This is a genomic window from Planctomycetota bacterium, from assembly GCA_016235865.1.
In the GTDB taxonomy this organism is placed as follows: domain Bacteria; phylum Planctomycetota; class MHYJ01; order JACQXL01; family JACQXL01; genus JACRIK01.
Window position 1 is genome coordinate 62,725 of record JACRIK010000018.1, and the last position, 23,818, is coordinate 86,542.

Consider the following 23,818-nt stretch of genomic DNA (forward strand, 5'->3'; position numbering starts at 1 on the left):
AATAACCTTTTTATAGAGCAATAATTATGAGCGAGAATAAGAAAAAGATAGGTTCTGTGGTTGTGGTGGGCGGCGGCGTGGGTGGAATGCAGGCATCCCTGGACTTAGCCGAGTCCGGATACAAGGTCCATCTGATAGAGCAGGAGCCGTGTATCGGCGGGACCATGGCCCAACTGGACAAGACATTCCCGACCAATGACTGCGCCATGTGCACCTTGGCGCCGCGTCTGGTCGATACCGGCAGCCATCTTAATATAGACCGAATCACCGACGCCGAGGTGGAGAAGATAGAAGGCGAGCCAGGCAATTTCAAGGTGACCATCAATAAGAAGGCCCGTTATATTGATTTGGATAAATGCACGGGCTGTAGTTTGTGCGTGGAGAAATGCCCGGTCAAGGTGGACAGCGAGTTTGACACCGATTTAATCAAGCGCAACGCCATATACCGGCGCTATCCCCAGGCCGTGCCGGGCGCGTTTTCCATAGACAAGGAAGGCGTCAGCCCTTGCCGGTTTGCCTGTCCGGCCAATGTCAATGCCCACGCCTACGTAGTCCTGATTGCCCAGGGCCGGTATGCCGAGGCGCTGGAGGTAGAGCGGCGCGACAATCCATTCCCGTCAATCTGCGGACGCATCTGTCCGCACCCTTGTGAATTCGAATGCACCCGTAATGAACTGGACGAGCCGGTTTCTATCGCGGTCCTGAAACGGTTCCTGGCTGACTGGGAAGCGGCGCATCCGGACCAGAAACCGCCGGTTCCGCAGATTACACAGAAAGATGAACGGGTGGCAATTATCGGTGCCGGACCGGCCGGACTGATGGCGGCCCGGGAACTGCGGCTCAGGGGATACCAGGTGACGATGTTTGAGTCACTGCCCGAGGCCGGCGGAATGCTCAGATACGGCATACCTTCATATCGCCTGCCCAAGGAGGTAATCAAGCAGGAGGTCCAGAATGCGGTGCTTGATTTGGGCGTGGAATTAAAGACCAATGTTGCATTGGGAAAAGACGTGACCATAGATAGTTTGAAGAAACAAGGTTTCAAGGCAATCTTTATCGCCATCGGCGCCTGGCAGGGTTTGAAACTCAATATCCCGGGCGAGAATGATTTCTCAGGTGTGATAGACGCGGTTAGTTTATTGAGGAATCTTAATTTAGATAAACCCGATAATATCAAGGGCAAAAGAGTGGCGGTCATCGGCGGCGGCAATGTGGCGATGGATGCGGCGCGCAGCGCCTGGCGTCTGGGCGCATCCGAGGTCAATATCGTTTATCGCCGGAGCCGTAATGAGATGCCGGCCAATCCCTGGGAGATTGAGGAGGCCATTGAAGAAGGTATTAAGATTACATTCCTGGCCGCGCCGACCAAGGTATTGGGCGAAGGCGGTAAGGTGACCAAGTTAGAATGCATTAAGATGGAACTATCCGAGCCGGATGCCTCAGGCCGGCGCAGGCCGGTGGCGCTTAAGGGTTCTGAGTTTACCATCGCGATCGATGTTTTGATTCCGGCCATCAGCCAGCAGCCGGAACTTGAGGCAGTAAAAGGTTCGGGCATAAAGAACAACCCGATGGGCTTATTTGAGGTGGATACGATTACCTTAGAGACCGCGGTGCCGGGCATCTTTGCCGGCGGCGATGCGGTTTCAGGCCCGGCCACGGCCATAGAATCCATTGAGTCAGGCCGCCGGGCAGCGGTTTCTATTGACCGCTATCTCAAGGGCGAAGACCTGAAGATGGGGCGGGAGGAGCCGGAGCGGACCAAGACCAAGAAGGATATTGAAGGCATTGAAAAGAAACCGCGGGTTAAGATGCCCAGATTGCCGGTGGCCCAGCGGGTGGGTAATTTCAAGGAAGTGGAACTGGGCTATACCGAAGAGCAGGCAAAGGAAGAGGCGTCCAGGTGCCTGTCCTGCTCGGTCTGCTGCGAGTGTCTGTTGTGCGTGGCGGCCTGCGGCGCCAAGGCGGTTAATCACGATATGGTAAAGGAAGAGAAACAGATTATTAATACCGGCGCGGTCATCCTGGCGCCGGGATTTGAACTATTTGACGCGGAGAAGAAAAAGGAACTGGGTTTTGACCGCTATGATAACGTGGTAACGGCGCTGCAGTTTGAAAGAATTATGTCGGCCAGCGGTCCTTATACCGGGCAGATTCTAAGGCCGTCTGACAAGAAACATCCCAAGAAGATTGGGTTTATCCAGTGCGTCGGTTCCCGCGAAGTGGACCACAATTATTGTTCCTCGGTCTGCTGTATGTATGCGACCAAGGAGGCGATTATCGCCAAGGAACACCAGCAGGATTTGGAATGCCATATTTTCTATATTGATATCCGCGCCTTTGGCAAGGGTTTTGAACAGTATTACGAACGGGCCAAGGAACAGGGCATCAAATATACCCGCTGCAAGCCGTCGGCCATAAGGGAAATTCCAGCCACCAAGAATCTGCTGGTTACCTATTACGACGAGAAGAACCAGAAGGTCGAAGAGGAATTTGACATCGTGGTGCTGTCCTGCGGTCTGAATCCGCCGGCCTCAGTCAGGAACCTGGCCAAGACGTTTAATATAGAACTCAATAAGCACGGGTTCTGCCAGACCACCAAATTTACTCCGGTCGAGACCAACCGGCCGGGCATCTATGCCTGCGGCCCGTTTACCGAGCCCAAGGATATTCCTGAGACGGTAATGCAATCATCCGGCGCGGCTTCCAAGGCCATGATGTTGTTGAGCGAGGCGCGCGGGACATTGATTTCCAAGCGTGAATATCCGTCCGAGATGAATGTGACCGGCCAGGAGCCGCGCATCGGCGTATTCGTCTGCCATTGCGGCAAGAATATCGGCGGCGTGGCTGATGTGCCGGCTATCAGGGATTATGCCAAGACCCTGGCCAATGTGGTTTATGTGGAAGATAGTTTATATACCTGTTCGTCCGATACCCAGAAGAAAATCAAGGAGATGATTAAGGAGCATAATCTTAACCGCTTGGTAGTGGCATCCTGCACGCCGCGCACGCACGAGCCGCTGTTCCGCAATACCTGCCGCGAGGCGGGCCTGAATCCATACTTGTTTGAGATGGCGAATATCCGCGACCAGAATACCTGGGTGCATATGTTCGAGCCGGCCAAGGCCACCCAGAAGGCCAAGGACCTGGTTCGGATGGCAGTTGCCAAGTCACGGATGCTGGAGCCGCTCTATAACCGTTCGCTTGATGTGGAGCATGATGCACTGGTCATCGGCGGAGGCGCCAGCGGAATGACCTCGGCGCTGGAACTGGCCAATCAGGGATTTACCACGCATCTGGTGGAGCGTTCTGAGGAGCTGGGCGGCCAGATGAAACACCTTTATTACATGCTGGAAGAAAGTTATAAACCGCAGGATGAATTGACGGCTTTGATTAGCAAAGTCAGCACACATCCCAAGATTAAGTTATATACCTCAACCAATGTAAAGGTGATTGAGGGTTCAATGGGTAATTTCAAGACCACCCTGGAAACGCCTAAAGGCGAGGTGGTATTCAAACACGGCACAGCAGTGGTAGCCACCGGAGCTGAGGAATACAAGCCCAAGGAGTATCTCTATGGCCAGGACTCAATGGTCATTACGCAGGTAAAGTTTGAGGAAAAGATAGCCCGCAAGACGAATATCGAGCCGCATACGCAGGGTTCTTATGTTTCCAAGCCGCAATTGGTGGGCGCGGCCAGCAACCCGGATTTGGACAAGGTGAATTCCGTGGTGATGATTCAGTGCGTGGGTTCGCGCGACAAGGAACATCCTTATTGCTCGCGTATCTGCTGTTCTATGGCCATAAAGAACGCCCTGCGCTTTAAGAAATTCAAGCCGGAGGCGCCGGTTTATGTCCTGTATCGCGACATCAGGTCTTATGGGTTTAACGAGGAATACTATCGTAATGCGCGCGAGCAGGGTGTGGTTTTCCTGCGTCATAATGATGACGAGAAGCCGGAAGTGGCCCGGAAGAACGGCAAGCTGACTGTAACTATTACCGACCCGATCATCAACCAGAGGGTAATGTTGGAGACAGACTTAATAGTATTGTCAGCCGGCACGGTTGCCGAGCCGGGCAATGAGGAATTAGCCAAGAAGCTCAAGGTTCCGCTGACCGCGGACAAGTTCTTCCTGGAGGCCCATATGAAGTTGCGGCCGGTGGACTTTGCCACGGAAGGCGTTTATCTCTGCGGCTTGGCGCATTCACCGAAGAATATAGATGAAAGTATTATTCAGGCCTGCGGCGCGGCTTCAAGGTCATCAACTATTTTAGGTAAGGATAGGATTGAACTTGATGCGATTGTCAGCGAGGTGGTTGACGAGAATTGCGATGGCTGCGCTTATTGCGTTGACCCCTGCCCGTACCATGCGCTGGCCTTGATTGAGTATGCCCGCGACGGGGCGATCAAGAAGACGATTGACCGTGATTTGGCGCTCTGCAAGGGATGCGGGGTCTGTCAGGCCACCTGCCCCAAGGGTGGTATTGTGGTCAATAACTTTAAATTGCCGCAGATACAGGCGATGGTGGCCGCAGCATTAGAGTCGTCGACAACTTAAATGAGGAGTAGATTATGAGTGAGACACAAACTTCAACCGGGGAACAGACCGCGACTAATACATTTGAACCATTAATTATTGTTTACTGTTGTAACTGGTGTTCTTATGCCGGCGCAGACTTGGCCGGGACATCACGTTTACAGTATCCGTCAAATATTCGCATTATCCGCGTAATGTGCTCAGGCATGGTTCATCCTAATTTAGTCGTGGAGGCATTAACCAAAGGAGCTAATGGGGTTTTGATGTTGGGTTGCCATATCGGCGATTGCCATTATCTGGAAGGAAACTTAAAGGCCCAGGGGCGCATAGAGGCCATCCAGCTTTTGCTGGATGATATGGGTGTGGAACGGGATCGGTTCCGGCTGGAATGGGTTTCGGCTTCGGAAGGCCCGCGCTTCGCCCAGGTTATCAAGGATATGACAGAGCAGATAAAGAATCTTGGTCCCAGCTCGTTCAGGCAGTATTAGTTAGTTTAGTAGGAGCGCCCTATAGTAGGGCGTTGAGGCGGTGGAGAGGGTAAAAGGAGTTAGTATGAAGATAGACAATAACCTTCCACTATATTCTATTTCGGTTGTGGCCAAGCTCTGCTCGACTCCGATAAGGATGCTGCGAGAATATGAGAAACAGGGATTAATCAAACCGAAGAAGGTCAACCGGCGGCGCTTATTCACGGTTAACGAGGCGGGTTTTATCAAGGATATCAGATATTATCTGGCCGAGAAAAGGATGACCATTAACGGGCTGAAGGAGTTTTATCTCAGGTCTTCTTGCTGGGAAATCAAGCAGTGCAACCGCCGGCAATGTCCGGCCTACGGTAAATTAGACAAGCAATGCTGGGAGGTAGTGACGCACCATAAAATATGCGACGGTAAGGCTTGTCCCTCTTGTCCGATTTTTATTATTAAGACGTCTTTATGTGGTAAGCAAAACAAGAAATACGAGAGCCACTTTGCCTACGAGGCGGGTGGTGTTAGAGCCAAATGAATCATCCCGATAAAAACTATCGGGATAACTGGCTGTAAAGCTCCTTCGTCGCTAACAGCCAGTAAGGAGTTAAAGTATGCCAATAAATTACCGCGTTATCAGCAACAAGAAATATATGTGGGACGGCAAGGTCTATGACAACGAGGGTGATGCCCTTAATGCCGCATCTGGTTACAAGAAGGATAACTTTGACGTCCAATTAATCCAGGAGGAAGGCAAACATTATATTTATACTCGGCGTGTGGCTGCCGCGTCAACTACCGCGAGTTAAAGAATAATATTATAAACCCGAAAGGAGGGAAATATGCCAGTAAGAGTGGCTGAAGAGTGGCTGAACATCTGTGGCGGATGTGAAGTTACTATTTTGGACATAGGCGAACCGCTCTTGGACCTTCTGCCCCAGTTGGAGTTCGTGCACATCCCGGTGCTGGCGGACAACAAATACTTCGGGCAGGTCGGCGAGAAGAGCGCTATGGAGATTCCCCAGGCAGATGTGGGAATCATCTCCGGCGGTATCCGCAATGAAAAGGAAAAGCATGTGGCTGAGGAAATGCGCAAGAAGTGCAAGACCATTGTTGCGCTCGGCTCCTGCGCCTGCTTTGGCGGAATTCCGGCTATGGCGAACATGTGGAATCTGCAGGGCCTTTATGACAAGGTCTATCGTGACAGCGTCACGACAGAGAAGGGCGAGACCCCCAAGGAAAACCTACCGCCACTCCTTGACAGGGTATATGCTTTGGACGAGGTGATTAAGGTTGATGTGGCCATCCCCGGCTGCCCGACGTCTCCGGACTGGGTGGTCGGCGCATTGACTTCTCTTCTGACCGGCAAGCCTTTTGTCATGCCGGAAAAGAGCGTCTGTGATGAATGCCCGACCAAGCGGGAGAAGAAAGCCGCCGGCGGCCAGATTAAGAGACCTTTGGAATCGATTACCTTTAAGCAGGGTGAGCCATGGGAAAATACCCGTTGCTTTATGGAACAGGGATTCCTTTGTCTGGGTCCTGTGACCAAAGCCGGATGCGCCGGTGGGACCACCGAGCCAGGTGAATCAAAAGTGCCACGTTGCATCAAGGGCTATATGCCTTGCCGCGGCTGTTTTGGGCCAATCCGCAAAGGCGCCAATCCATTGGTTGATATGATGACGGCGATTTCCTCAATCGGACTAGATGCCAAACAAGTTGCAGACCGCAGGGCTTTGCTTAACAGGTATATCGGCGGTCAGGGACGCTTGAAGCCCATACCTGAACCAAAGGGTGGAGCCCAAGCACAGAAAGGAGGCGCAGAATGCCAGGCAAGACCATAACTATTGCGCCGGTCAGCCGAATTGAAGGTCACGCCAAGATAACCATTCAACTGGATGACGGCGGCAATGTCCAAGATACATGGGTAAATGTCGTGGAACTCAGAGGTTTCGAGAAGTTCTGCCTGGGCCGGCCTGTGGAAGAGATGCCTCGTATCGTCACGAGCATCTGCGGTGTTTGTCCCTGGTCGCATCATCTGGCGGCAGCCAAGGCCTGCGATGCGGTTTTCGGGGTGGCACCGACTCCGACCGGGGCAAAACTGAGAGACCTCTGCAACAGTATTGCCTATACCGAGGAGCATATCCTGCATTTCTTCTTCCTGGGCGGTCCGGATTTCGTAATGGGACCGGATGCCGATCCGTCAGTAAGAAATGTCATTGGGATTGCCAAGGCCAATCCTGAGATAGGCAAGAAGGTGGTTCGTAACAGGCACCTGGGCGCCAGGATGCTTAACATCGTTTCCGGTAAGTCCATTCATCCGGTCACAGCGGTTCCGGGCGGATTCTCCAAGCCGCTTACCGAGGATGAACGCAAAAAGGTCCTGCCCATGGCTGAAGAGGTATTGGAGTTTGCTAAGTTCTCCATCAAGTTTGCTAAGGAGAGCATCTTCCCCAAATACCTTGATGTTGTAAAGACCTTAGCGGTCATTAAGACTGGATTTATGGGAACGGTGGACAAGGATGGAGCGCTTAATTGCTATGACGGTAAAATCAGATTGATGAAGCCGGATGGCACATACACCGATTTTACCTATGACAAGTACACGGATTACATCGAGGAGAAAATCCTTAACTGGTCATATCTCAAGTTCCCGTATGCCAAGACCTGGGGTGAGGGCTTCTCTATGGATTTGAACAATCCTAAGGGAATCTACCGGACCAATACATTGGCCCGCATTAACGTGGCGGAAAAAATGGCTACCCCGCTGGCGCAGAAGGAATTTGAGGAATTCCGCAAGAACTTCGGCCGACCGGCCCAATTGACCCTGCTTTATCACTGGGCCAGATTGATTGAACTCCTGTATCATGCGGAACATGCGGTGGAACTCCTGAACGATAAGGATATCACAGGCAAGGAGACCCGGGTGAAGGTAACGCCCAGGGCCGCACGTGGAGTAGGTTGCGTGGAAGCGCCCCGCGGGACGCTGATTCACGACTATACCACCGATGCGGACGGTCTCTTGACTAATTGCAATCTGATAGTTGGCACCACCCACAACAATGCCGCGATTAATATGTCCGTCAAGCAGGCGGCCCAACTCCTGATTAAAGGCGGAAAATATGATCAGGGTATGATGAATAAGGTGGAGATGGCTATCAGGGCTTATGACCCCTGTCTGTCTTGCGCGACGCATAATCTTGACGGGACTTTACCTGTTAAGGTTACCATTATGAATGCCAAGGGCAAAGTGGTTGATACACTGGTAAACTAAAAAGGACAAAAATAGGGGCGTCCCGGCTAATGGGGCGCCCCTATATACCCATTATGGAAACATCTGATTATTATAGTAAGAATATATTGGTGCTGGGTTGCGGCAATATCCTTTACGGCGATGACGGATTCGGGCCGGATGTGGCCGATTATATTTCAAGCAATTATAAGATACCGGAAAATGCCGCGGTGGTAAACCTGGGTTTATCCACCCGGGGATTTATATTTGATATTTTATTGAGCGAACAGAGGCCAAAATGTATTGTGGTGGTCGATGCGGTTACCTGTGAAGGTAAGAAGCCGGGCGAGATATTCGAAATTCCGCTGGATAATCTCTGCAAGGAAAAGGTAGACGATTTCTCGTTCCACCAGGGACCGACATCAAATCTGCTTAGGGAATTAAGGGATATCTGCGGTGTTGGGATAGTGATTCTGGCCTGCCAGCCGCAGGGGATTCCCAAGGAAATGACCAGGGGGCTGTCAGAGCCGCTTAAGAAATCGGTTATTAATATGAGCGAGCTTATTTATAATAGATATTTGAATCATGAAATAAACAAGGAGAATTTGAAATATGCCAACCCAAGCAACTGTAATGCCCGATGCTAAGTTCCTTAAACAGATGGACGATAAAATCAAGGTAAATGTCAATCTGTGTTTCCAGTGCCGGAAGTGTTCGGCCGGATGCCCGATGGCTTATGCCATGGACTATACTCCGGCTCAGCTTATCCACGCCATTCGCCTGGGATTGAAGGATATTGTCATTAACAGCAAGACTATGTGGATGTGCTCTTCCTGCCAGACCTGCACGACCCGCTGCCCGCAGGAGGTTGATATTGCCAGGGTGATGGATACGGTCAAGATCCTTGCGGTGGCCGAGGGGATTAAACCCCCAGTTTCCAGCGTGCATACGTTCAATAAGGCGGCCTTGCGCAACATCAAATGGCTGGGCCGGATGTATGAACTGGGCATGATTGGCGACCTGAAGATGCGCACCTTTGAGTTCTTTAAGGATATGGGCTTGGGCATGAAGATGTTTATGAAGGGCAAACTGAAGATTATTCCTTCGGTTTCCCCGGGCCGGACCCTGACCACCTGGAAGATATTCTCCAGGTCTGCCAAGAAAGATAGGAGTAACTAATGAATACAAAATATGCTTATTATCCGGGCTGTTCGCTGCATTCCACCGGCGCTGAATATGATGTGTCATTCAAGAAGGTGGCCGGGAAGTTGGGAGTAGAACTGGCCGAGGTTCCGGGCTGGGTTTGCTGCGGGACTTCACCGGCCCATAGCGCTTCACATCTCCTGTCCATTGCCTTGCCGGTTAAGAATCTTTCCCTGGTTGAGACCATGGCTAAGGACGTGGTGGTTCCCTGCGCGGCCTGCTATTCCAGGTTTAAGTTCGCCACCTATGAAATGGGGCACGACAATAAATTGGCCGAGGATGTCAAGGAGGTTATCGGTTCATCATTCCAGAATAAAGTCAAGGTCTTACATCCGCTGGAAATATTCGCTCAGATACCTCCGGACGCATTAAAAGCTCAGGTTAAAGAAAACCATAAGGACAAGGCGTTAAAGGTAGTGTGTTATTACGGCTGTCTGCTGACCAGGCCGCCCAAGGTAATGCAGTTTGACGATGTGGAATACCCGATGACCATGGACAAGGTTCTGGAAAATACCGGTTATCAAATCCTGGACTGGTCTTATAAGACCGATTGTTGCGGCGCCAGCTTTGCCCTGAGCGAAACCGATGCGGTTCTGACCCTGACCCAGAAGATTCTCAAGAACGCCAAAGAGGTCGGGGCTGATGCCATTGCCGTGGCCTGTCCGCTCTGCCACGCCAATCTGGACACCAGGCAGACGGATATTAATGCCAAATACAATACCGATTACAACATCCCGATATATTACTTTACCCAACTGATGGGTCTGGCATTCGGTTATAGTCCCAAGGAAATGGGAGTAAATAAGCATTTGACAGAAGCGACAATGAACGTTTAGGCAAAGGAGGCTATTGTGCACGAATGGGGATTGACGGCTGATGTGGTGGAAGAGGTTAAGAAACAAGCCGCTAAGAATGATATTGTTAAGGTAACCAAGGTTCAGATTGGCCTGGGGAAAAAGGCCGACCTGAGCGAAAGAGCATTCCGGACCTGCTTTAAGGTCCTGGCCAAGGAAACTATTATGGAAAAGGCGCGGCTGGCTTTTACCAAAAGACCGGACCATATTATCATCGTGAATACTATCGAGGGTAAGCAAGAGTGAAGACGGCACAATCCATTATTAATGAAGAAGCTTTAAGCAGGATGCTCTCTGAAAGCCAGGATTCTGCGCCGGCGGCCATCCGCCGTATCATAGCCAAGGCCCGCCTTAAAAAGGGATTAACCGTAGAAGAAGTCGCCTACCTGGTTAATATTAAGGATAAATCGTTATTAAAGGAACTCTTTGAGACGGCCGCCCTGATTAAGCAGGAGATTTACGGTGAGCGGTTGGTTTTCTTTGCGCCATTATACGTCTCTGATTACTGCGTCAATGACTGCGCATATTGCAATTTCCATACCCGGAATAAGGAATTATCGCGCCGGCGGCTGACCCTTGACGAAGTAGCCCAGCAGGCCGAATTTATCATCAATCACGGCCATAAACGGATTCTTCTTGAATTAGGCGAAGACCCGGCCCATAATGAGATTGATTATGTGGTTGACGTGATTGACCGGATATACTCGGTCCGGACTCCCAAGGGCAATATCCGGCGTGTCAATGTCAATATCGCGGCCACTACCGTGGATGATTACCGGAAACTAAAGTCCGCCAAAATCGGCACCTATCAGCTCTTCCAGGAAACCTACCACCGACCGACCTATGAGAAACTGCACCAAGGCCCCAAGGCCGATTATGACCGCCAGATAACCGCCCATACCCGGGCCTTCGAGGCCGGGGTTGACGATGTGGGCCTGGGTGTTCTCTTCGGTCTTTATGACTGGCGTTTTGAGACGCTGGGCCTGGTGGCGCACGCCTTGTATCTGGATCAGACCTACGGAGTAGGTCCGCATACTATTTCCGTGCCGAGAATCTGCCCGGCCAGCAGCGTGGATTATAAACCGGAATACCCGGTCTCTGACAATGATTTCCTGAAGCTTATTGCTATATTGCGTCTGGCCGTGCCCTATACTGGGATGATTATCTCCACCCGTGAAAGTGCTGAGATACGAAAGATTGCTTTTAAGATAGGCATTTCCCAGGCCAGCGCCGGCTCGGTCACCACCACCGGCGGCTACGGCAAGGCATCACTGCAGGCCCAGTTCACGGTCCACGACAACCGTTCTTTGGAAGAGGTTATCCGTGAAGTGATTAAGGACAAGATGATACCCAGTTTCTGCACGGCCTGTTACCGGAGCGGCCGGACCGGCGAACGGTTTATGAAACTATCCAAGCCCGGTGAAATCCACAAATTCTGCCGGCCTAATGCGCTGCTGACCTTTGCCGAATACCTCTATGATTGCACCACCAACGGCATTACGGAATCAGGAATGCAGCTCATCGTGGATTATCTGGAGCAGATAGAAGACGAGCCGATTCGCGCCGAAACCCGCCGGCGCCTGGCCGATATCAAGAACGGCAAACGCGATTTGTATTTTTAGTCGCGGTTTGAACGCAATTAATTACTGCGACTTATCCTGAGCAAAGCGAATGGTTAGGGCGAATTACAGCCCCTTATCCTGCATCAGCGGGGTCCCGATGCATATCGGGGTTAAGCCATTTAGAATTCTTTCAGTATAAACCCCACAAAGGGATAAACCCTAAATTCCACCTTGGTTCCTGTCATAATCCGAGCATAATTATCATGTCTTTTTTATATAACTCATTATGCTATAGAATATTGTATAAAATATTACTCTGCAAAACTAGGGGGAGGGGGTATGGTGGGGGGTAGTACCCTTGGCGCTACGGAGGTACGTTATCGGCCCGACGGAGGTACGTCACCGGCACTACCGAGGTGCATTCCAGGCGCTACAGAGGCATATTCTAGGCGCTACAAAGGTATATTCCAAGCGCTACAAAGGTACATTCCAGGCGCTACAAAGGTATGCTCCAGGCGCTACGAAGGTATGCTTCTGGCGCTACGAAGGTATGCTTCTGGCGCTACAGAGGTATGCTTCCGGCACTACGGAGGTATGCTTCCGGCGCTACGGAGGCACGTCACCGGCACTATCATCGGTGTATGCTCACCATCCCTATAGGGTGGTAAAAAAAGAGGTTATTTATTGGTTTTTACTGAGAAGGAATCGGTAAAATACTTAGTTGGCTTTCATTTATCTATTTACAGATAATTCGTCAGCATCATCGGCGAGGTCATAGCGGTTAGGGGGTGAGGTGATAGTGGTCAGATAGTTTTTATCAATCATTAAAATACCATTTTTATTGACCCCGTTAGAGATGTTTAATATACTAAATGATTAGTAGTATCAGGATATTTAGTAATGGTGATTAGTAACAAGATACTGGTAATACGGTCATCCCGATGGAATGACCTATCTCTAACGGGGTTGACACTGGCTAATTAGAAAGGTTCTACGCATGAAGAGAAAACTGTTGATTATGGGCGCGGCCGGCAAGGATTTCCACGTCTTTAATACCCTCTACCGGGATAATCCGGACTATGAGGTGGTCTGCTTTACCGCTACCCAGATACCTAATATTGATAACCGGATGTATCCGACAGAACTGGCCGGTTCAATGTATCCCAAGGGAATCCAGATTAAGCCGGAGGCCATGTTGGTTGACCTGATTAAAGAGCATAAGGTTCAGGAGGTGGTGTTTGCTTATAGCGACGTTTCTTACGAATATATTGATGGCAAGAAAAAGATGGTTCAGGCCGCCGGGGCGGAGTTTACCCTGCTGGACCCGGTTAAGGTGATGCTCAAGTCCACCAAGCCGGTCATCGCGGTCTGCGCGGTCCGGACCGGCGCCGGCAAAAGCCCGGCTAGCCGTCGGGTGGTTGATATCCTCAAGAAATACAACAAGAAGACCGCGGTGGTGCGCCATCCCATGCCCTACGGCGACCTGGTCAAGAGCACGGTCCAGCGCTTTGCCACCTTTGAAGACCTTATCAAATACGATTGCACCATTGAGGAGCGTGAGGAATACGAGCCGCATCTCCAAAAAGGCGCTTTGGTCTATGCCGGTGTGGATTACGAGAAGATTTTGCGCGAGGTGGAAAAGGAAGCGGATGTGGTTATTTGGGACGGCGGCAATAACGATACGCCATTCTACAAGCCGGACCTACACATCACGATTTGCGACCCGCTCCGGCCGGGACACGAACTCTCCTATTACCCGGGCCGGGAGAATTTCGAGATGGCTGATGTTCTGATTATAAATAAGGTGGATACGGCCAAGACCGAGGATGTGGAGTCCATCCTCAAGAATGCTAAGCAGTATAATCCCAATGCCCAGATAATTATGGCTAATTCGCCGGTCTTTGTTTCTGACTCGGATAAGATTAAGGGGAAAAAGGTCCTGGTTATAGAGGACGGCCCGACCGTGACGCACGGCGAGATGGGCTATGGTGCTGGTTTTATCGCGGCTAAGAAATACGGCGTGGCTGAGATTGTTGACCCCAGACCCTATGCTAGCCAGGGTATCAAAGAGGTATTTGCGAAGTATCCCAAGACCACCCAGGTTCTGCCGGCCGTGGGTTATAGTTCCAGGCAGATTAAAGATCTTGAAGAAACCATTGAGAATTGTCCCTGCGACGTGGTTATTATTGCCACCCCGATAAACCTGGCCCGGATAGTCAAGATAAACAAGCCCTGGGTCCAGGTGACCTATGAGATAGAAGAGATTTCTAAGCCACGGTTAGGGGATATTATGGCGCAGAAATTCGGCTGGCAGGGCCAGAGCCAATTCGGAAGCCGGCCCGGGATGCAGATGCTGGCGAGACCGTAAAATAAGAGTGATGAAGAAGGGTTGGGATGAACCCAGCCCTTCCCTAAATCAGAAAGGAAGGGCTGGGTGAATACACAATTTCCCGAACTGATACCCCGTCTGGAGAGTTATTCCACGATAAAGACCTGGCGCGAGCATGATGGCCGATATCGTCTCCAGGGTACCAGATGCCGTAAATGCTCCGAGAAATGGTTTCCGCCCCGGGTTGGGCTTCCCTGTCCCAAATGCCACGCGATTAATATGGAGCCGTATGAATGCGCCCGGACCGGCGAGGTAATTTCGTTCCAGCTGGAGGTGATGGGCTATCCGGCGATGGGCTACGGAGAATTGTCGCCCCGCAAGATATGTATTATTAAACTGGATGACGGCATCCATATCATCGGTGAGGTGGTTGATTGCGGCGAGAATGACGTTCATCCGGCCGAACCCACCAAGAATAAGTCCGGCACCCGGGTCAAGATGGTCTTCCGCAAGCAGAAACGCGAGGAAACCGGCAATTGGATGTACGGCTATAAGTTCGTGATTGACCCAGCACATAAGAAATAAGATTAAACTGTTATTCCAGTAATTTCATTGTATGTACTGTTCAGTTAAACATTAGACCTCATAATTATGTGCTGGGTTGATAAATAACGCCTGATGAAGTATCCATTTTTACTTGTCATCTTCATTATCCACGCCCTGGCATTCGGCAATCTCTACCGTAAAAATCGGAAATACTACTACCTGATACTTACCTTTGGATTCCTGTTTCTAATCGGTTATTATCTGCCGATGACGCTTAAGGCTGAGATGACTACCTTGCTGATTATTGTGCGCTGGACCGGGATTACCGTGGCCACGGTCGGCGGCGTATTGCTGCTTAAGGCCCAGTTGAAGTCGTTGAAGCTCTGGCTGATGATGAATCCTAAGACCATGATGCTATTTTTGCGGATAATCCTTGCCTACGTCAAGTTCAAAGATAAAATGAATCGGGTATTTAACAATAAAGAAGGAGATAAATCAACTATGTCTAAGACGCCGCTGTATATAATGGTAATCTTTCTGTGCCTGGTGGCAGTATTTGCATCTAATAGTTTCATAAGTTCGCGCGTGCCAGATATGCTGACCAAGGGCGATCTGAGGATTGTTTATAAGCATGCCAAGGAGGAAGACGCCGGATATCCCTACCGTTTTAACCTGACCGTTTCCTCGCGCTCGGTTAAGGTTCCGGCCGACGGTGTCAAGGTCTACTGGATGAAGGGCGAGGATTACCGGGCCAAGAAGGATAACCTGCAGAAATCAGATTTCAATGTCACCACCATGGAAACCACCGGCGACGGCCTGTTTACCGCTTTGTTGCCGACCAGGGAGAAGAACACCCGTTACGCCATGTTTATGGAAATTAATGATGCCCAGAATAACCTGATTGCGACTATGCCACCTTTACCTGACGATCCGCCGAGGTTAGGATCAAACGGTACAGGTAATGAGCTGGAAAAACACCAATTCTACGGGATTTCTTACAAAACAGACCCCAACAAATACGGCTTGTTGGTTCATATCGTGCTGATGTTGGTGGCGTTGATGTTGTTGATTCACGCCTTTTATTACGCCTTTAACTATCTCTGGAATCGCCAGGATTGGATTATCGGCAAATCCGCCTCTTCGCTGTTCTGGGGCATCCTCTGCTACGGCATCTCGGCCTTCCCGCTGGGTATCTGGATTGAATACGAAAAATACGGCACCTATTGGACCGGATTCCCGCTGGGCTGGGATATAACGGACTCCAAGACGCTGTTTAATTTCGTCTATTGGGCAATGGTGGTTATCCTGTTGAAGGGGACCATCTTCTCCAAGGACAAGGCCAAAGATTTAATCAGTTATAAAACCTATGCCTGGGTGGCGATTCTGGGCGGTATCCTGACCATAGTGGTCCGGTTTGCCATCCCGCATGGAGACCTATAAAAAGAGGAGAGATGATAGATGACAGATGAAAGTAAATTTCCAAAATGGCCGTTGTATGTGACCGTAGGTGTCGGATTGATTATTGCCTTGTATTATTCCTTCGGGATGCTCATGGCGGTAACCAGCAAGCATCGGGCCAAAGAGGCCGGACCATACAAAGTGGAATTCTCGGAACGGGGCGAGCGGATGCTGGGTGTCCCGTGCCGGCTGATGCTCCAGGTGGTTTCCGAGGCGAAACCGAAATCTATTAACCTGGCGTATTACACCTTGAATCGTGAAGAAGCCGGCCCGGCCATGATTTATCACAAGATCCCCATGACAAAGACGTTTGAGTCCAGGCCGATGATTCAGGCCGGCAACAGCGGGCTTTATTCGGTGATTCTGCCGCCGCTGAAGGAGATGGCCGCGCAGTACTTTTATTATTTTGTCCTGACTGACGAATCCGGCAAGGCCTACGATTTCAATCCGGCCGGAGATGCCAAGAATCCAGAGCCCGGCTGTATTACCTACCGCGGCGAAGGCACGCACTGGGTGACGGTGCTGCATATCGCGCTGATGATTCTGGTGGTATTCTTTATGCTCCACGTAGTTTATTCTTCATTAGCGCACATTGCCCGGAGCGACTACCCGATAGGCCGGGCGGTTCACGCCGGCTGGTGGGCCAATATATTCTTCTTCCTGACCAGTTTCCCCATCGGGCTGTATGTCTCCGGAGTGGCTTATGGCCGGCCCTGGACCGGCGTGCCGCAGGTATGGGCCTGGAACGACGCCGATAACAAGAGTTTGGCTATTTTTATCTACTGGGTGGTTATCCTGTTCCTTATTTGGGGCGTGAGCAAGGGTAAGAATAAAATCAGCCCGAAGGCGTATGCCTGGCTGAGTTTACTCGGCGCCATCGCGACTATATATTTGTTTCTGTCCGGTGGGCACAACTAACTCAAAAGATGAGAGATGATAGAAAAAAGATGATAGATAGGAGAGGTTAGAGATATGTCACAGGAATTCTGGAGATGGAAAGAGTATAACAAAAAGGTGGACGGGGCCAAGGACTGGAAGGACGCCAAGATTATCACGGCCGGCGTGGACGTCGGCTCGGTTTCCTCCAAGGTCGCCATTATGGCGGACGGCGAGCTGTTTTCCTATAGTTTGATGCGCACCGGCTCGGACAGCGCCCAGAGCGCTACCAAGGCCATTAACGGGGCTATGGAAGGCACCGGACTGACCATGGATAAGATTCATTACGTGGTCGGCACCGGCTACGGCCGGGTCAATGTGCCCTTTGCCAAGAAGGCCATTACCGAGATTGCCTGCCACGCTAGAGGCGCTAATTTTATCTGGGGACCGACCGTTAAGACCGTGCTGGATATGGGCGGACAGGATTGCAAGGCCATCAAATGCGACGAAAAGGGCAAGGTTACCGCATTCCTAATGAACGACAAATGCGCGGCCGGCACCGGACGCGGCATGGAGGTCTTTGCCGACCTACTCTCGGTCCAGATAGAACAGATGGGCGACCTGTCATTCACGGTTGATAAGGAACCTGACCCGGTCTCCTCAACCTGCGTGGTCTTTGCCAAATCCGAGGCAGTCGGTTTGTTACGTCAGGGCTGGACCAAGGAAAAGGTCATTGCGGCCTATTCTTCGGCTATGGCCCATCGGGTATTTACTCTGCTGGAAAAGGTCGGGGTGGAAAAGGATTTTGTTATTACCGGCGGCATCTCCAAGAACAGAGGTGTGACACAAAGGATAGAAAACGAGTTGAAGATAATCGCGCTACCCAGGCCGGCCAAGTATGATGCGGCATTAGCTGGGGCCATGGGCGCGGCATTGTTTGCAAAAGCATTGGTGGAGAAAGCTAAATAGCAGAAATTTATGCTCGCAAATTATGGTTACAAGGACGGTTCAGGGGATTTCTTCATTACCATAGACACGGATAAATGCACCGGCTGTGGCGACTGCATCAAAGCCTGCCCGGCTAAGGTTCTGGAGATGATAACCGACGAAAGCGACCCGTTCCGAGAGATACCGGTGGTGGCCGTGACCGACGAGCACCGCAAGAAAATCAAGTATTCCTGTTCACCTTGTAAGGGCGCCGAGCATAAATCAGCTTCAGACCTGCCCTGTGTTAAATCATGTGCCCCAGGCGCCATTGCGCATTCGTGGTAAGATCTTATTTCGGCCCAAACTAAGCGAGGCGGGGGGGAGTCACCGCGTTCAAACAGGCCATAAACAAAAAACCCCTCCGACTTTTACATCGGAGGGGTTTTTCTTAAAACCCGTGTGCGTTAATTACCACAGTACGGTCATTAACAGAGAAACTGAGTTGTTGTCAACTTCCGGACCGCCTGTGACTGTATCTGGTTCGGTGTTGGTTGTGTAATCCAGTTTCAGAGTTGAATTGTCCGAAAGCTTGTGGCCGCCGCCGATTGACATACGGGTCCAGGTATCAACCGTATCATCAACAGAGCTGTAACGGAATGCCACAAACCACTGCTTGTCTACATTGTAAAGAGCGTCAAGCATCATTGTGGTTGTCTCTTCAATGAGGTTCATTGGTCCCTTGGCTCCTGCGCCGTAAGCCAGTCTGAGTACTGCCTTGGCATCGCTGGCCAGCGGGGCCTTGGTCGGGTCAAACTTCTGGGCGCCTTCCAGCACGTCAAGACGAACGTTCAGTTCGTAGCCTTTGCTGTACATTCCCGCGGGTAATCCGGGAGGAACTGCAAGTGTGGCTAGGAAGCTATCAAACAGGTCGCTTGACATTGCAATGGTATTGCCGCCGCCTGCTAATCTCCCTGAATCATACTGTGACAGAGAGAAATAAAGCGGCATGCTCTTCATTGTGGCCATTGCTTTTACGACGTATGCCTTGGTATTGGTGTCATCGGTTGCGCCATTACCATTCAGAAATGACAGTGAATAGCCCAAGGTTACCGGCAGTTCGATTGGGAGCGCCTTCTGCCTGAATTCAACGCCCAGGTCTTCGCCAGCTAAGCCGCCGATTGAATTGTTAACCAGGGCGTTTTCCACCGGGTTGTTGCTCCAGGTCTCTTCGCCGAAGTTAACTTTTATCAGGCCGACATAGATATCCGGGTTGACCGTGTCGCTCTTGGCCAATTTCTTAATGACATTGGTCAATTTAACGTAAGCATAATCAGCGCCATTAGCTGTGCCGTTGTCAAAGTTTAATCTCAGGACTGCTGAGGTGTCTGCGTCGAAAGTGGCATTGAGTTTTACCTTGGCATCCGGAGCGCCGAAAGTGCCTGGGGTGGTGTTACCTAGTGTGCCATTGTCCATATAACCAGCGGCAAGGCGGCTGCCATCAAATGTTACCTTGACATCTTCGGCTAATACCGGAAGCGCCAAAAAGGCGATGGCCGCGATTACGCATAATAGTGTCTTCATTATTTATTCTCCTTAAAGTTAGGACATTTAATCCTCAAATCCTGCTATCTAATCCGGATAACCGACTTTTGGATTGCTTCTGCCGCCTCGTGACAGAAGGGGCTTTGGTCCTTATCAAAACCCGGCTCGTTCCTTCCCTTCTTCAGTATGAGCCGAGACCTCATACCATCAGCTTTCACCCCCTTTCGGTGGAAAGGGAAAGAATAATTAAAAGACTATATACTAAATTATCGTCAATATGTCAATGATTTATAATATTTTATTTAAAATATTATTTATGTCTAACCGTATTATGATAAAGGGGATGAAGCAAGAAAAGCTGGTAAAGACCGGTTATTCATCACGGATATCCAGGGTGGTTCTGAGGGTGGCGATGGCGGTTATGATCTCTCCACGCATGGATTCATTCGTAACCTTGCCCAGCAGTGTTCTGAGGGTGAATATATCCTCTTTTTCGCCGATATTGGCCAGGATTCTGACCGCGCTGAGCACCAAATCCGGCTCGTTGCTGTCCAATAGGCCCCTGATAACCGGCAGGGAGCGCTGGTTTTTAATGCCTTGGAGCGAGCGGGTAATCTGGTCTGCCAGATTGCGGTAGATTTGATCCTGGGTTCTTTTCCAGCGGTTAATCAGGTCATAATAGCCGCTGACCAGGAGTTCCACTGAAAAGCCGGAAAAGGCGTCCGAAGAGGTAATTCGGGCTATCTTCTGGATGGCCTGAAGGGTTAGGTCGCTATTGCCCTGGGCAATGATATTTTTGAGAAGTTCAAATGCCTGGGTATCTCCCAAAATAACGGCGGTTTCCAGGCAGGCCAGTTTGACCTTGGGGTCAGTGCTGGCCAGGCCGATATCAACCAGGCGGTTGACCAGGCGCTGTTTGCCCTGGGCGTTCTCCAGTGACATAATCGTTTTTATGGTCGCCAGCTTTACCAGGTCATTCTTGTCTTCGGATAAGGCATAGAGCCGCACGAGTGTCTTTTCACGGTCGGATTTGTCTCCCAAGCGGACAATGGCCCGGCTGGCAGATAATATTATTCGGTAATCGGTCTCGTTCTTCAGTAGCTCATAAAGAAGCGGCAGCGCCGAGTTATCCGAGATGCCGGCTAGGGATTCCAGGGCCGCGTTAAAGAGGGGGTTGTCTTTACTCTCGCCCTTTTTTATGATATTGACCAGAATCTTTATCAGTTCGGCGGTATTGGCCGCGCCGATGGATTTTTTATCCTGAAGTGCGGTCAGGCACAGTTTCCTGGTATCGGTGTCCGTATTTGCGAAGATATCCAGCAAGATTATAGCGCCGCGGGATGGGTTAATCCCCACGAGCGTCTCGGCCGCGGCTGAACGGTATTCTATATAATAGCCGGATGATTTTATGATCGCCTCAAGTTCCGGATACAGTTTTTCAGAGCCGACCCGGCTTAAAACCCGGCCCAGATACACGGAGTTATATTTTCCTGATGGCGTGCTTTTAAGGATTTCCATCAAAGAAGGGATGGTTTCTTCGCCCATTCCGGTCAGGATTGCCTCAGCCGCCAATGCTTTGTCAAAGTCATTACGTTCGCTGAACTGTTTGAGCAGCTCCAGGAGATGTTTAGCTCGGTCGGCCATATTATCGCCGACCGGCAAATCAAATCCGATTGGTTTTATGCTGATGCTGAAGGCAACCCGTTCACCGGCTTTTACCGGATGTACGGAATTTTTCCACTCCACCTGCACGGTTCCTTCATCAACGCTGACCGTAGTGATTTTGATACCTTCGGCGCTTATTACGTTGTCATCAATCTGTTTCCGGACCGGCGCATTGTATTTCAGGTGATTAACCCTGAATCTGGTTCCGACCACCTTGATTCGGCCTGATTCGGTCTCGACATATAACGTTTTAGGATTCTTGGCCACATCAAGGTAAATAGAACCTTGGTGCAGGAGGATATTGCCCCGGCTCTTCTCGGACGGTTGGGTGATATTCAGGGCGGTTTGCCGGTCCATCTCTATTTTGGTCCGGTCAGCCAGGGATAACACGGCCTTGGTTCCGGCGGTTTGCATTACCGTATCGCTTTTGATGTAATATGTCCCTTTTGTGGTTGCCTCCTGAGATTGGTTGTCTTGCCGGACTGATACTGTTCCGCTATCAAGGGAAATCGGCTGGATTGTTTCAGGTGGTTTAGGGCTGGCCAGCCAGATAACTACTGCTAATAATATTACCGCGGCTGAAGCAAATGCATACCTGAGTCGATAAAACAGGTTTACTTCCGGGTACTCATGGACGCCTAATTCATCTATTTTCTCGTTGACGGCTTCTATAAAGTTATCTTTGGGCGTGATATCGGCCCATTTATGAAGTATTGCCGAGACCTTCTTTGACTGGATAAGAACATTCTTGCATTCCGGGCAACTTTCAAGATGATTGGTAACTGAACGCATTTCTTCCTCAGGCAACAATCCCTTTATATAAGCATCTGTGGCCAATCTGATTTTATCGCAATTATTCATATTCTAATTCACGTATCCTTTAAGCATCTCAAAGAGCATTTGTTTGCCTCTGAATATCCATGATTTTACCGTGTTCTCATTGGTTTTGAGGACATCGGCGATTTCCTTATAAGGCAAATCATTATAAACCGCCATTATGATGGCCTCACGCTGGTCTTCAGGCAGTGACTGGACTGCCCGGGACACCTTTTCCCGTATCTCCTTATCTGCCAGTGCATCTACCGGCGAGGCGTCCCGATTCACATCGGGACGGACCAAATCGGTCAGCTCCACATTCCGGGGGCGCCGGGCTTTATCCCGGAGCTCGTTCTTGCAGAGATTGACCGCAATCGTATATAACCAGGTGGTAAATTTATACCGCTGGTTATAGTGTTTGATATTAAGATAACAGCGGACAAAGACCTTTTGGGCCAATTCCTCCGACCTCGAGGCATCGTTGATATTGCGGTAAACAAAATTAACGATGGCCTTATGGTACTTTTCTATTAGGGCATTAAATGCTTTACGGTCTCCTTTCTGCGCCTGTTTAACCAGCGCCGAATCAGGAAGTTGTTGGCCTGTTTCTTTCATTATATTATACCCCTGGGTTCAGGAAATAGTTGCAACGATTTATGATTTAATAGAACTATCAGTTTAGGTTTCCTCTTCAAACGGACCTTCGGAATCGCCTTCCACGAACTGCCTGATAAACGGGTCTTGAGATTTTTGGAAATATTCCACATCACCGGTCTGGATAATCTTGCCGTGATAGAGCAGGGCAATCCGGTTTGCCACCATAAAGGTGCTTTTCATATCATGGGTTACCACGACCGAGGTGATATTCAGTTTTTTCCTCAGGCGGATAATCAGGTTGTTGATCACGTTGGACATTATCGGGTCCAGGCCCGTGGTCGGCTCGTCATAGAGGATGATTTCCGGGTATCGGACAATGGAACGGGCCAGCGAGACCCGTTTTCGCATGCCGCCGCTTAATTCAGCCGGCATCAGGTTTTCGGCGTTATGCAGACCTACAATCTCCAGAACCTCGGTAACCCGCTTATTTATGCCTTCTTCCGGCATCTCCTGGTGTTCCCTTAAGGGCAGTCCGACATTCTCGCCGACCGTGAGTGAATTGAGCAATGCGCTGCCCTGGAAGAGGAATCCGAATTTCTTACGCATATTGCTGAGTAGCATTTCATCCGGGTTGGTGATATCCGTGCCGTCAACGGTAACTTTGCCTGAATCAGGTTGCATCAATCCGACCATCAGTTTGAGAGTCACGCTTTTACCAGCTCCGCTTCGGCCGATTATCGCAAAGGTCTCGCCTTTGGCTATCTTAAAATTTACTCCGTTCAAAACGGTTTTATTGCCCAGGATTTTTTTAACGCCATTAAATTCTATCATGTGAGTAAAGAGATGACAGATGAAAGATTAAAGATGATGAGTAAACCGCCTTCATTCCTTTTCTTTCATTATCTTATCTTTTTCTTCGATATTCTCCGCCAGAATCGTTATCTTGGTTGTAGAGAATGGCTTGGATGTTATTTCTATAAAGCCATCCTTGACAGAATAGGTCTTAACGGAGGGTTTGGGTTCGTTCTGTTTGGACGCATCCTCGGTAACAATATTAAAGGTGGTTTTGCCGGTTCCCAGAGAGCCGGCAAATGATGCATGTCCGCCCAAAACGCCCATGTAGCCGTGATGAGCCGGAAAAATCAGTGACGAAACCTGGCCCTTGAATACCGTGCTCTCAGGCGTTATAATCTCAAGTTCAAATGGTTTCAT

General features: G+C 50.2%; 22 protein-coding genes. 17 read left to right on the forward strand and 5 right to left on the reverse strand.

The features are described 5' to 3' along the window. The first annotated feature begins 26 nt into the window (after positions 1–26). The 17 genes from HZA49_05230 to HZA49_05310 all read left to right on the forward strand — a co-directional run bounded on the left by HZA49_05230 (position 27) and on the right by HZA49_05310 (position 18,331). Complete coding sequence (locus tag HZA49_05230; GenBank protein ID MBI5778839.1) at positions 27–4,556, forward strand: FAD-dependent oxidoreductase; 4,530 nt, start codon at positions 27–29, stop codon at positions 4,554–4,556. Positions 4,557–4,570: 14 nt separating this feature from the next. Further along, complete coding sequence (locus HZA49_05235) at positions 4,571–5,023, forward strand: hydrogenase iron-sulfur subunit (protein MBI5778840.1); 453 nt, start codon at positions 4,571–4,573, stop codon at positions 5,021–5,023. Positions 5,024–5,087: 64 nt separating this feature from the next. Beyond that, positions 5,088–5,540, forward strand: a complete 453-nt coding sequence (locus tag HZA49_05240; GenBank protein ID MBI5778841.1) for a MerR family transcriptional regulator — start codon at positions 5,088–5,090, stop codon at positions 5,538–5,540. Positions 5,541–5,616: 76 nt separating this feature from the next. Beyond that, complete coding sequence (locus tag HZA49_05245; GenBank protein MBI5778842.1) at positions 5,617–5,811, forward strand: hypothetical protein; 195 nt, start codon at positions 5,617–5,619, stop codon at positions 5,809–5,811. 33 nt (positions 5,812–5,844) lie between these two features. Next, positions 5,845–6,843, forward strand: coding sequence for a methyl viologen-reducing hydrogenase (locus HZA49_05250; protein ID MBI5778843.1), 999 nt, complete (start codon positions 5,845–5,847; stop codon positions 6,841–6,843). Continuing rightward, positions 6,825–8,273 carry a Ni/Fe hydrogenase subunit alpha gene (locus HZA49_05255; protein ID MBI5778844.1) on the forward strand — a complete coding sequence of 483 codons (1,449 nt, stop codon included), beginning with the start codon at positions 6,825–6,827 and terminating at the stop codon, positions 8,271–8,273. The genes HZA49_05250 and HZA49_05255 overlap by 19 nt, the downstream gene beginning before the upstream one ends. 53 nt (positions 8,274–8,326) lie before the next feature. After that, positions 8,327–8,878 carry a hydrogenase maturation protease gene (locus tag HZA49_05260; GenBank protein ID MBI5778845.1) on the forward strand — a complete coding sequence of 184 codons (552 nt, stop codon included), beginning with the start codon at positions 8,327–8,329 and terminating at the stop codon, positions 8,876–8,878. Beyond that, positions 8,844–9,410 carry a 4Fe-4S dicluster domain-containing protein gene (locus HZA49_05265; GenBank protein MBI5778846.1) on the forward strand — a complete coding sequence of 189 codons (567 nt, stop codon included), beginning with the start codon at positions 8,844–8,846 and terminating at the stop codon, positions 9,408–9,410. The genes HZA49_05260 and HZA49_05265 overlap by 35 nt, the downstream gene beginning before the upstream one ends. Continuing rightward, the gene (locus HZA49_05270; protein MBI5778847.1) at positions 9,410–10,270 is read left to right on the forward strand and encodes a CoB--CoM heterodisulfide reductase iron-sulfur subunit B family protein; all 861 of its coding nucleotides are present in this window, start codon (positions 9,410–9,412) and stop codon (positions 10,268–10,270) included. Before HZA49_05265 ends, HZA49_05270 begins: the two co-directional genes overlap by 1 nt. Before the next feature lie 15 nt (positions 10,271–10,285). Further along, on the forward strand, positions 10,286–10,534 hold the full coding sequence (locus HZA49_05275; protein ID MBI5778848.1) for a hydrogenase maturation nickel metallochaperone HypA: 249 nt from the start codon (positions 10,286–10,288) through the stop codon (positions 10,532–10,534). Then, positions 10,531–11,910, forward strand: a complete 1,380-nt coding sequence (hydG, locus tag HZA49_05280) for a [FeFe] hydrogenase H-cluster radical SAM maturase HydG (protein MBI5778849.1) — start codon at positions 10,531–10,533, stop codon at positions 11,908–11,910. Before HZA49_05275 ends, hydG begins: the two co-directional genes overlap by 4 nt. A gap of 937 nt (positions 11,911–12,847) precedes the next feature. After that, positions 12,848–14,218, forward strand: coding sequence for a GTPase (locus HZA49_05285; protein MBI5778850.1), 1,371 nt, complete (start codon positions 12,848–12,850; stop codon positions 14,216–14,218). A 66-nt stretch (positions 14,219–14,284) separates the two neighbouring features. Further along, on the forward strand, positions 14,285–14,764 hold the full coding sequence (locus HZA49_05290; protein ID MBI5778851.1) for an OB-fold domain-containing protein: 480 nt from the start codon (positions 14,285–14,287) through the stop codon (positions 14,762–14,764). 93 nt (positions 14,765–14,857) lie between these two features. Continuing rightward, on the forward strand, positions 14,858–16,165 hold the full coding sequence (locus tag HZA49_05295; protein MBI5778852.1) for a hypothetical protein: 1,308 nt from the start codon (positions 14,858–14,860) through the stop codon (positions 16,163–16,165). An 18-nt stretch (positions 16,166–16,183) separates the two neighbouring features. Then, a complete protein-coding gene (locus HZA49_05300; protein ID MBI5778853.1) occupies positions 16,184–17,101 on the forward strand; it encodes a hypothetical protein in 918 nt (305 codons plus the stop codon). A gap of 54 nt (positions 17,102–17,155) precedes the next feature. Beyond that, entirely contained in the window at positions 17,156–18,028 is an 873-nt protein-coding gene (gene bzdQ, locus HZA49_05305) for a benzoyl-CoA reductase, bzd-type, subunit Q (GenBank protein MBI5778854.1), read from the forward strand. A 9-nt stretch (positions 18,029–18,037) separates the two neighbouring features. Continuing rightward, positions 18,038–18,331 carry a 4Fe-4S binding protein gene (locus HZA49_05310; GenBank protein MBI5778855.1) on the forward strand — a complete coding sequence of 98 codons (294 nt, stop codon included), beginning with the start codon at positions 18,038–18,040 and terminating at the stop codon, positions 18,329–18,331. Between the two features lie 123 nt (positions 18,332–18,454). Here the strand turns inward: HZA49_05310 and HZA49_05315 are convergent, their stop codons facing one another. The 5 genes from HZA49_05315 to HZA49_05335 form a co-directional block, all read right to left on the reverse strand. Then, on the reverse strand, positions 18,455–19,567 hold the full coding sequence (locus HZA49_05315) for a hypothetical protein (protein MBI5778856.1): 1,113 nt from the start codon (positions 19,565–19,567) through the stop codon (positions 18,455–18,457). 333 nt (positions 19,568–19,900) lie between these two features. Next, positions 19,901–22,054, reverse strand: coding sequence for a FecR domain-containing protein (locus HZA49_05320; GenBank protein MBI5778857.1), 2,154 nt, complete (start codon positions 22,052–22,054; stop codon positions 19,901–19,903). Between the two features lie 3 nt (positions 22,055–22,057). Then, positions 22,058–22,624, reverse strand: a complete 567-nt coding sequence (locus HZA49_05325; protein ID MBI5778858.1) for an RNA polymerase sigma factor — start codon at positions 22,622–22,624, stop codon at positions 22,058–22,060. A 63-nt stretch (positions 22,625–22,687) separates the two neighbouring features. After that, complete coding sequence (locus HZA49_05330) at positions 22,688–23,437, reverse strand: ABC transporter ATP-binding protein (GenBank protein MBI5778859.1); 750 nt, start codon at positions 23,435–23,437, stop codon at positions 22,688–22,690. 51 nt (positions 23,438–23,488) lie between these two features. After that, entirely contained in the window at positions 23,489–23,818 is a 330-nt protein-coding gene (locus tag HZA49_05335) for a F0F1 ATP synthase subunit epsilon (protein MBI5778860.1), read from the reverse strand.

Excerpts from the sequence above, each read along its gene's own strand:
- HZA49_05230 (MBI5778839.1), top strand. The coding sequence starts at position 27 with ATGAGCGAGAATAAGAAAAAGATAGGTTCTGTGGTTGTGGTGGGCGGC.
- HZA49_05235 (MBI5778840.1), top strand. The coding sequence starts at position 4,571 with ATGAGTGAGACACAAACTTCAACCGGGGAACAGACCGCGACTAATACA.
- HZA49_05240 (MBI5778841.1), top strand. The coding sequence starts at position 5,088 with ATGAAGATAGACAATAACCTTCCACTATATTCTATTTCGGTTGTGGCC.
- HZA49_05245 (MBI5778842.1), top strand. The coding sequence starts at position 5,617 with ATGCCAATAAATTACCGCGTTATCAGCAACAAGAAATATATGTGGGAC.
- HZA49_05250 (MBI5778843.1), top strand. The coding sequence starts at position 5,845 with ATGCCAGTAAGAGTGGCTGAAGAGTGGCTGAACATCTGTGGCGGATGT.
- HZA49_05255 (MBI5778844.1), top strand. The coding sequence starts at position 6,825 with ATGCCAGGCAAGACCATAACTATTGCGCCGGTCAGCCGAATTGAAGGT.
- HZA49_05260 (MBI5778845.1), top strand. The coding sequence starts at position 8,327 with ATGGAAACATCTGATTATTATAGTAAGAATATATTGGTGCTGGGTTGC.
- HZA49_05265 (MBI5778846.1), top strand. The coding sequence starts at position 8,844 with ATGCCAACCCAAGCAACTGTAATGCCCGATGCTAAGTTCCTTAAACAG.
- HZA49_05270 (MBI5778847.1), top strand. The coding sequence starts at position 9,410 with ATGAATACAAAATATGCTTATTATCCGGGCTGTTCGCTGCATTCCACC.
- HZA49_05285 (MBI5778850.1), top strand. The coding sequence starts at position 12,848 with ATGAAGAGAAAACTGTTGATTATGGGCGCGGCCGGCAAGGATTTCCAC.
- HZA49_05295 (MBI5778852.1), top strand. The coding sequence starts at position 14,858 with ATGAAGTATCCATTTTTACTTGTCATCTTCATTATCCACGCCCTGGCA.
- HZA49_05300 (MBI5778853.1), top strand. The coding sequence starts at position 16,184 with ATGACAGATGAAAGTAAATTTCCAAAATGGCCGTTGTATGTGACCGTA.
- bzdQ (MBI5778854.1), top strand. The coding sequence starts at position 17,156 with ATGTCACAGGAATTCTGGAGATGGAAAGAGTATAACAAAAAGGTGGAC.
- HZA49_05310 (MBI5778855.1), top strand. The coding sequence starts at position 18,038 with ATGCTCGCAAATTATGGTTACAAGGACGGTTCAGGGGATTTCTTCATT.
- HZA49_05315 (MBI5778856.1), bottom strand. The coding sequence starts at position 19,567 with ATGAAGACACTATTATGCGTAATCGCGGCCATCGCCTTTTTGGCGCTT.
- HZA49_05320 (MBI5778857.1), bottom strand. The coding sequence starts at position 22,054 with ATGAATAATTGCGATAAAATCAGATTGGCCACAGATGCTTATATAAAG.
- HZA49_05325 (MBI5778858.1), bottom strand. The coding sequence starts at position 22,624 with ATGAAAGAAACAGGCCAACAACTTCCTGATTCGGCGCTGGTTAAACAG.
- HZA49_05330 (MBI5778859.1), bottom strand. The coding sequence starts at position 23,437 with ATGATAGAATTTAATGGCGTTAAAAAAATCCTGGGCAATAAAACCGTT.
- HZA49_05335 (MBI5778860.1), bottom strand. The coding sequence starts at position 23,818 with ATGAAACCATTTGAACTTGAGATTATAACGCCTGAGAGCACGGTATTC.